The organism is Streptomyces alanosinicus (assembly GCF_014650595.1).
In the GTDB taxonomy this organism is placed as follows: Bacteria; Actinomycetota; Actinomycetes; order Streptomycetales; family Streptomycetaceae; genus Streptomyces; species Streptomyces alanosinicus.
The window spans coordinates 23,383-31,146 of record NZ_BMVG01000063.1; the positions used below are offsets into that span (position 1 = coordinate 23,383).

General features: G+C 73.3%; 5 protein-coding genes and 3 pseudogenes. All 8 read right to left on the reverse strand.

From position 1 onward, the window contains the following. Nucleotides 1–113: 113 nt before the first annotated feature. A pseudogene (locus IE277_RS49085) lies at nt 114–530 on the reverse strand (lanthionine synthetase LanC family protein); the annotation flags it as partial. Between the two features lie 121 nt (nt 531–651). Next, nucleotides 652–1,035 (reverse strand): annotated as a pseudogene (locus tag IE277_RS49090) (lanthionine synthetase LanC family protein); the annotation flags it as partial. 404 nt (nt 1,036–1,439) lie between these two features. Continuing rightward, nucleotides 1,440–2,702: pseudogene (locus IE277_RS48475) on the reverse strand (class III lanthionine synthetase LanKC N-terminal domain-containing protein); the annotation flags it as partial. 94 nt (nt 2,703–2,796) lie between these two features. After that, nucleotides 2,797–3,705, reverse strand: coding sequence for a formyltransferase family protein (locus tag IE277_RS44050; protein WP_189959401.1), 909 nt, complete (start codon nt 3,703–3,705; stop codon nt 2,797–2,799). A 23-nt stretch (nt 3,706–3,728) separates the two neighbouring features. Further along, complete coding sequence (locus tag IE277_RS44055; protein ID WP_189959403.1) at nt 3,729–4,274, reverse strand: flavin reductase family protein; 546 nt, start codon at nt 4,272–4,274, stop codon at nt 3,729–3,731. A gap of 1 nt (nt 4,275) precedes the next feature. Continuing rightward, a complete protein-coding gene (locus IE277_RS44060; protein ID WP_189959406.1) occupies nt 4,276–4,758 on the reverse strand; it encodes a type II toxin-antitoxin system RatA family toxin in 483 nt (160 codons plus the stop codon). A 3-nt stretch (nt 4,759–4,761) separates the two neighbouring features. After that, nucleotides 4,762–6,072, reverse strand: coding sequence for an aspartate aminotransferase family protein (locus IE277_RS44065; RefSeq protein ID WP_189959408.1), 1,311 nt, complete (start codon nt 6,070–6,072; stop codon nt 4,762–4,764). Further along, nucleotides 6,069–7,124 (reverse strand): SDR family oxidoreductase, encoded by a 1,056-nt coding sequence (locus tag IE277_RS44070; RefSeq protein ID WP_189959409.1) that lies wholly within the window; start codon nt 7,122–7,124, stop codon nt 6,069–6,071. The genes IE277_RS44065 and IE277_RS44070 overlap by 4 nt, the downstream gene beginning before the upstream one ends. Nucleotides 7,125–7,764: the final 640 nt, after the last annotated feature.

Here is a 7,764-nt window from a genome sequence, read left to right on the forward strand (position 1 = left end):
ACGTTGTAGGCGGCGGTGAGCTCGCGCAGGGTGTCGTCGGGGACCAGGTACCGGCCGTCGCGGTGTGCGGCGCGCAGGGCGATGGCGTGGACGAGCGCGTCGGCCCGGTCCAGGTGACGCTCGTCGCCGGTGGCGGCGTACAGGTCGAGAAGCAGCTCGACGTTGCCCGCCAGCCCGTGGCAGGCGCCGGGCCCGAGGCGGTGGCGGTCGCGGTGCACGGCGAGGGCGGCGCCCTCGGCATGGGCGAGGTGGCGGTCGTCGCCGGTCTCCTGCCACAGCCGCAGCAGGAAGGTGCCGATGCCCGAGGAGCCGTGGCACCAGTAGCTGAGGCCCGGGCGCTCGTCGTGGGTGGGGCCTTTGGGCCAGTACGCGGCGCCGTCGTGCCACTCGGCGAGCGTGCACAGGGCCTCGCCGCCGCCGAGCGCGATGTCGGTCAGCCCGGGCCGTCGTAGTTCGCGGCCGGCAGCGAGCAGGAAGGCCGCGTTGCCCGCGACGCCGTGGGCGAAGCCGTAGTGAGTGGAGCCGGCCAGCTCGGCGCGGAAACTGCGGACCGAGCGGCCAGTCCACCCCGGGCCGGGCCTTCAGCAGGTGCAGCAGCCCGTCCGCGCACTCCTCGGCCCGGTCGGCGAAGCGCTGGTCGCGGGTCAGTCGCCACAGGTGGATATGTGCGAGCCCGGCACCGGCCAGGCCGTGGCACACGTCGGCGCTGCCCGAGGCGAGCGGGATGCGCAAGGCGCAGGCGAGGGCCCGGTCGGCGAGCCCGGGGTCCTCCAGGGTGGTCGCCGCGTCGTGCAGGGCCCAGGCGGTGCCGGAGCGGCCGAAGTACAGGCCGGGCAGGATCCGGCTGGGCTCGGCGAGCCGGTCGTCCAGCCAGCGGGCGGCCTCGCGCAGCGCGGGCCGGGCGCTCTCGTGGCCGCTGCGGACGGCCCGGGCGAGCACGGCGAGTACCCCGGCCGCGCCGAGCTGCACGTTGCAGGGGTCGCCGTACGGGAGGGAGCGCGGGGCCGGCCAGAGGTACTCGGCGGAGGGGTCCATGGTGGCGGCGAGGTGGGCCAGACCGTCCTTGAGCAGGCGGTCGGCGGACGGGGGCTCCGGCGGTTGCTCCTGCCCGGCCGATGCCGTACCGGCGGACGAGCCGGGTGCCGGGTCGAGGAAGGCCGCTGCCCGCGGCAGCGTCCGGCGGCACGGGGCCGCCGCCGTGAGCCCGGTGACCAGCGGTGCGAGGGCACGCAGCGCGGGCAGGTCCCGGGCAGCGGCGACCAGAGCGGCGAGCCGCTCGCCGGGAGGCCGTGCTGGTGTGCCGTCGGCGGCGAGCACGGGGCTGATACCACTGGTGGCGTGCAGCAGGGTCGCGCCGAGGCTGAAGCAGTCCGCCTCAGGGCCGGGGCCGGGCCGGCCCCGGGCCCGTCCGTGTCTTCCGCTACGGCCGGGGCGTCGAGGTAGGCGGGGTCGGTGAAACCGCGGGTGCCGGCCGGGCGGGTGGTGGCGCCGAGCCGGACGGCAAGCTCCAGGTCGACCAGGACCGGCCGCTCCCCCGGGGTCATGACGACGTTGCCGGGCTTGAGGTCGCGCAGGACGAACCCGGCGGCATACACCTGTTCGACCAGCCGGACGAGTTCGCGGGCGAGCCTGCGAGCCACCGCGACGGGGACTTGCCCGTCGCCCCGTTCCAGATGCTCCGCGGTCCACTGTTGGAGATTCCGGCCCGCGATCAGGTCCTCGGCCAGGAAGAGATGGCCGCCGGCTTCGAACAGCTCCCGCACGCGAGGGGTGATGCCCCTGGGCGCGAGCTCGGCCAGGACCTCCGCCTCGTAGCGCAGCCGGTCCCGCGCGTCCCGGCCGGCCGGGTCGGCGCCGACGTGCGACCGGGCTTCCTTGAGCAGGACGGCCTCCCCGGTACGGGTGTCCTCGGCACGGTGGACACCGCCCCGGTTGGAGTGCCGGACCGCCTCCTTGACCGGGTACCGGCCCGCCAGCAGGACGGGGCCGCCCCGGCGACGGGGCGCGGCCGGGGGCGAAGCCGACGCGGAGAACGGGGCCTTGGCCCAGGCGGGCGGCGAGAACCAGGGGTTACGCTCGTCGGGGGTGGAGGTCCCATCGGGGGCTGTCGGTCGGCCCTCGTAGAAACCCTCGTCGTTGAGCACGCGGGGGCGGGCGAAGCACCCGTAGCGGTAGTGCACCACGCTGTCCGGCCGGTAGCGGCGGTCGGAGAGGACGGCGGGGCCGGGCAGTCCGAGCGTCGCCTGGTACAACTGCTCGGCAATGAGCCCGAGTTGGACGTCGTTGTCGGGGTAGGCGGTCAGGAACGTGCCGGACTGCGCCCTGGCGGCCCGGGTGGCCGTCAGCTCGGCGGTGACGCGCGGGGCGACGGCGCACTTGAAGGCGCAGCCGTGGGCGACGAGCACCCGGCCCGCGCGTTCCAGCACCCGCGGTGCCGAGGCCAGGGGCGCCGAGAGGTGGAGCTTCCAACCCTGGCGGCGCGGAAGGTGGCGGGGCGGGGTCACCATCCACCACGGTTCGACATGGTGCAGGCGCCAATCAGATGGTTGAGCGGATCGCGTCAGGAGCTCAGCGAGGATCGACCGGTAGGGCGATGTCACACTCCGAAGCTGACAGCGGCCAAGTCCCCGACACACAGAGGATGTGGAAAGTGGCTGGATAGCGTCTCCGGATTGTCGGACGGTCTGGTGACAGACACCCATGGCTGAGGCCCTGCCTCCGCCTCACGAGAGCGCACGCCCCCGGCGGCGCCGTCGAGGCGGGTCGACGACGCCGGCGGGGGGGTGTGGAAGGCGGTCACTCGGGACGGACGGCGCCCGCACCTCGCCGGTCGGCCGTTTCGGGCCGATGGCCGTCGGAGTCCGTGGCGCCCGTACCGCGGACGACGGCCAGGAAGTCCCGCAGGGTGGCGAGGTCGAGCGCCTGCCGCCGTGCCTGCGCGATGTGGTGGCGCTCCGGATAGGAGTAATACGAGCCGCCCTCCGGTTGCGGCACCGCTGCGTCGAGGAAAGCGTCGAAGTCGGCGAGGATCTCGTCCAGCATGCCGACGCCCGCCCGGTTGACCCAGGAGTCGTTGAACAGGACGCTGCGGCCCGCGGGCGGCACCGCGACGCGCTGCGCGAGGACTGGTCCGGCGTCGATCTCCCGGTTCTCGATCAGGTGGGCCGAGATACCGAAGGGCGTGTCCGGCTCCAGGGCACTGAAGAAGGTGGGGAACAGACCGCGGCAGTGCGGCAGGAAGGCCGCGTGCACGTTGATCACGGCCCGACTCGGTGCGGCGATCACCCGCTCGCGCAGGATCTGGTCGAACCAGTAGATGACGATGAAGTCGAGCTCGGCCTCCTCCAGTTTCGCGGCGACAGCGGGAGAGTTGACGTTGCCGGTCCTCAGGTGCTCGATGCCGTGCATCCGGCACAGCTCCTCGACGGAGCGGCGGGTACGCCGGCCGCCCCGCAACGGGGCGAGCAGGCGGTCCGCGCGGAGGACGGCCGGATAGAGCATGAAGGAGCAGGTGAGGTACGTCATGAAGCCGAGCCCGGACCGGCGCACGTTCCGGTGGGTCTGCCGGAGCAGTCCGCCTCGGCCGGTGGCGTACACGTCGCTGGTGACCACCACGGCGATGTCGTCGTGGTGCCGCTCGATGATGGTCTCCAGCGCGTCGCCGAGTTGGGCGCACTCGGTGCTGAACAGGGCAATGCGGGGCATGGTGCGATCACCTCCGGGGCGGCTCAGGCGAGCCGCCGGTAGCGTCCGGCGTGCCGGACGAGCGGCTGCCCCTCGCCGTGGCGGCAGTGGTCGACGTGCCCGATGACGATGACGTGGTCGCCGCCCGGGTAGGTGCGGTGCACCGAGCACGCGACCCAGGCGAGCGCCTCGTCGAGCGCCGGCAGGCCCTCGTACGGGTGGTGGGGCACCGAGGGCACCGAGGTGAAGCGCGCCTCGGGTGAGGTCCCGGGCGCGGCGAAGGCCGAGGCGGTCGCGGAGGCTCCCACGGGCAGCACGTTGACCAGGAACCGGCCGCTGTCCAGGATGCGTTCCAACGTCTGCGAGCGGGCGCCGATGCCCAGCAGGACCAGCGGCGGTTCAAGGGACAGCGAGCACACGGCGCTCGCGGTGGCGCCCGCGGGGCCGGCCGCCGTGGTCGTGGTGACGACCGTGACTCCCGTGGGCAGCTGGGCGAACGCGGCGCGCAGCGCTGACCCGTGGGGGCCGTGGGGGCCGTCGGAGCGGGCGAGGCGCGTCTGTTGTGCGGCGGAGGCGGTGGATGCCGTCATCTCAGCCCCGCACGCTGTGCAGGTCGTCGGAGCCGACACCGGTGACGAACACCAGGGCGTCGCCGAGGAGTCCGACGAGGATCGCGCTGATGTTCTCGCGCAGAGTCCGCTCGGCGATCGGGTCGATGATCCGCTCCAGGGACGGCATGCCGAGGTCGAAGTCGGCCGCGAACCGCACGGTGGTGTCGGCACCGGCTGCCAGGACCGTCCAGGAGCCGTCGAACCGCTCGAAGTCGCCGTCGATCTGCTCGAAGCCGAGGGTGAGATTCGGGCGGTCCACCACGTCGCGCTCGGTCCACCGCAGTTCGCCGTTGCGGAAGTTCACCGACCACTCCGACCACAGGGTGCCGTCGCGTTCGGCACGTACGGTCACCTCGCGGACGGCGTCCGTGTGCTCGGGGTAGCGCTGGAAGTCCTTGAGGCGGTCGAAGACGGCGAGCGGGTCGGAGCCGGGAAGCAGGGCCTCGATCTCTACGTGGCGCATGGGTCAGGCGGTCCTCTCGACAGGTTCTTGTTCTTGCTGGGACTGGTCCGGGGCGGGTGATCCGGGGTGGCGGACGGCGACCGCTCGGGCCGCGCGGTGCACGGCGTCGAGGAGGGCGGCCAGGTCGTTGCGGCCGATGACCGCGGGCGGCGTCAGGCGCAGGACGCGGTGGGCGTTGAGCGAGTGGTTGACGAGGACTCCGCAGTCCATGAGCTCCATCACCAGGTCTCCGGCGACGCCCTCGTCGACGAGTTCGACGGCGATGAGCAGCCCCGCACCCCGGACATCGCGCACGAGGTGCGGGCAGATCTCGTGCAGCATCGCCGTCAGGTCGTCCCGCAGCCGTGTACCGACGCGGGCGGCCCGTTCGACCAGGCCCTCGGCGGCGATGGTCTCGACCGCGGCGGCCGCCGCCGCACAGGCGACGGGCGAGCCGGCGAAGGTGGACGTGTGGATGAACGGGTCACGGTTGAACGGCGCGTACGCCTGAGGGGTGGCGAGCATCGCCGCCACCGGGATCACCCCGCCGGAGAGGTTCTTGCCCACCAGCAGGACGTCCGGCGTGACACCTTCCCGGTCCGCTCCCCACCAGGTCCCGAGCCGGCCGAGGCCGGTCTGCACCTCGTCGAGGACGAACAGCGCCCCGTGCTCCCGACAGGCTCGCCGCACCGCCGTCAGATAGCCGGGCGGCGGGACGACGACGCCGTTCTCCCCCTGCACGGGTTCCAGCACCACACATGCGTCCGGTGTGTCCGCCAGCGCCTGCTCCAGGGCGCCGGCGTCCCCGTACGGCACATGCCGTACGTCGGGGACCAGCGGCCGGAACGGCGCCTGGTACAGCTCCCGGGCGGTGAGACTGAGCGCTCCCATGGTCTTGCCGTGATAGCCGCCCGCCGCGGAGATCAGGTGCCGCTTGCCGTGCGCGCGGGCGAGCTTGATCGCGGCCTCGGTCGCCTCCGCGCCGGAGTTGACGAAGTGCACGTACTCCAGGCCTGCGGGAGCCACGCCCGCGAGTACCTCTGCCGCCCGCGCGGCGACCGGTTCCAGCAGGATCCGGGTGGCCAGGGCGTGCCTGCGCAGCTGCGCGGTGACGGCCTGGACGACCTTCGGGTGCTGGTGACCGAGGAGGAACACGCCGTAGCCGCCGCAGTCGATGTAGCGACGCCCCGACGCGTCCCACACATGGACGCCCTTGGAGGCGACCTCGACCAGGCCGCCGGTGACCTCGGCGAGCCGGGCGCGGCCCCGGCTGATGTGCCGCCGGTAGGTCTGCGCAACGGCGGCGGGGTCGGTCGTCGCGAACTCGTCGCTCATGCGGCTGCTCCCTCGGGAGCACGGGAGCGGGCCAGATTCCTGACCTGTATCAGGTGGTCGATCGACGCGTCGACCGCGGACCGGACCTGCTCCGCGGTGAGCGCCCCCGGACCGCCTGCCAGGGAACCGAGGGTGCAGGGCAGTGGGGCGGCCGTGGCGAACAGAGCCGTCATCGCCAGCATGTCGTCGAACCTGCGGCGGGCCGCGGGCGGCAGCGGGTCGATGAACACCGGGCGGACCAGCCGGTCCACCATGTCCGGATCGACGAGCCGGGGCGTGGGCATGGCCATGCCGTGGGCCGCGGCGCGCGCCCGGCAGGCCCCCACCACCTCGCTCGCCGTGGGTGCCGCCGCACCGGTGGTGAGCCAGTGCTCCGCACCGCTGAACGGCCGCTCCAGGAGAGCGGCGAGGGCCCGGGCCGCGTCGTCGCGCGGGATGACGTCGGCGCGCGCGGACGGGTCGAGCGGGAGCAGCGGGACCGAGCCCTTCAGGAGCGCGGTGACGATGGAGTGCAGCCCTTGGAAGCGGGGGACGAAGCCGGTCTGCCGGTCGCCGATGATCACCGACGGCCGCGCGATGGTGTACGGCAGTCCACAGGCGCGGACCAGTTCCTCGGCCGCGCGCTTGGAGTCGAGGTAGTGGTCCGGGACCGCGGTCGCCTCGCCCTGCGCCCGGCCGGCGACGTGCCGCGTCAGATCGGTACGGGCGACGAACGCCGTGCTGACGTAGAGGAGTTCGGCGCCGGCCTGGCGGGCGAACTCGACGACCCGCTGTGTTCCCCGCGTGTTCAGCTCGGCGGTGGCCTCGGCGCCGGCCCCGAAATCGGTGGTGGCGCCGCAGTGCACGACGGTGTCGACGATGTCCGTGAGCCACCGGTACGTGGCATCGTCCAAACCTAGCCGGGCAGCGGCCAGGTCCCCGCGGACCTGCTCGGCGGGGACGTCGGTGCTGTGGACGAGGGCGATCACGCGGTGCCGGGTCAGCAGCGGCAGCAGAGCGCTGCCGAGCACGCCGGACGCACCGGTGAGCAGGACGGTCTTGCGCTGGTTCAAGGGTGATCTCCTGGTGCGGGGCTCGGGCGGGTGTGCCGCGAGCCGAGGGATCTGGGAACCGGGTACCTGTCCCGGCGGTGGCCTTCGGACGGGTCCGGGGCGGACGGAGTCCGGAGCGGACGAATCCAGGGCGGACGGGTCCGGGACGGGCAGGTCCAGGGCGGTTGGGTCCGGGACGGTTGGGTCCAGGGCGGTTGGGTCCGGGACGGTTGGGTCCAGGGCCGTTGAGTCCGAGACAGGCGGGTCCAAGAGGATGGATCCGAGACGGACGGGTCCAAGCGGACCGGTCCAGGGCGGACACGAGCCCCTGGGCCGCCGGAGCCGGGACGGCCGACGGGAGACGGACAGTTTGGGGCCGACGGGAAACGGGCGGTCAGGCCCGCGGGAGACGGACGGTCGGGGCCACACGAGACAGACGATCGGAGCCACACGAGACAGACGATCGGAGCCACGCGAGACGGACGGCCAGGCCGGCGGTGGGATGTGCCCGCCGCGCGCGGTCACGCGATCGTCAGCGCGGCGCCCGAGTAGTAGTCATACAGGGCCGCGGCCATGCGGGATCGGGACGGCGGGTGGAAGGCTAGTAGGGCTTGGTCAGGTTCGTATCGGCTCTGGCATGTTGCGGTGACAGGTGGGGCAG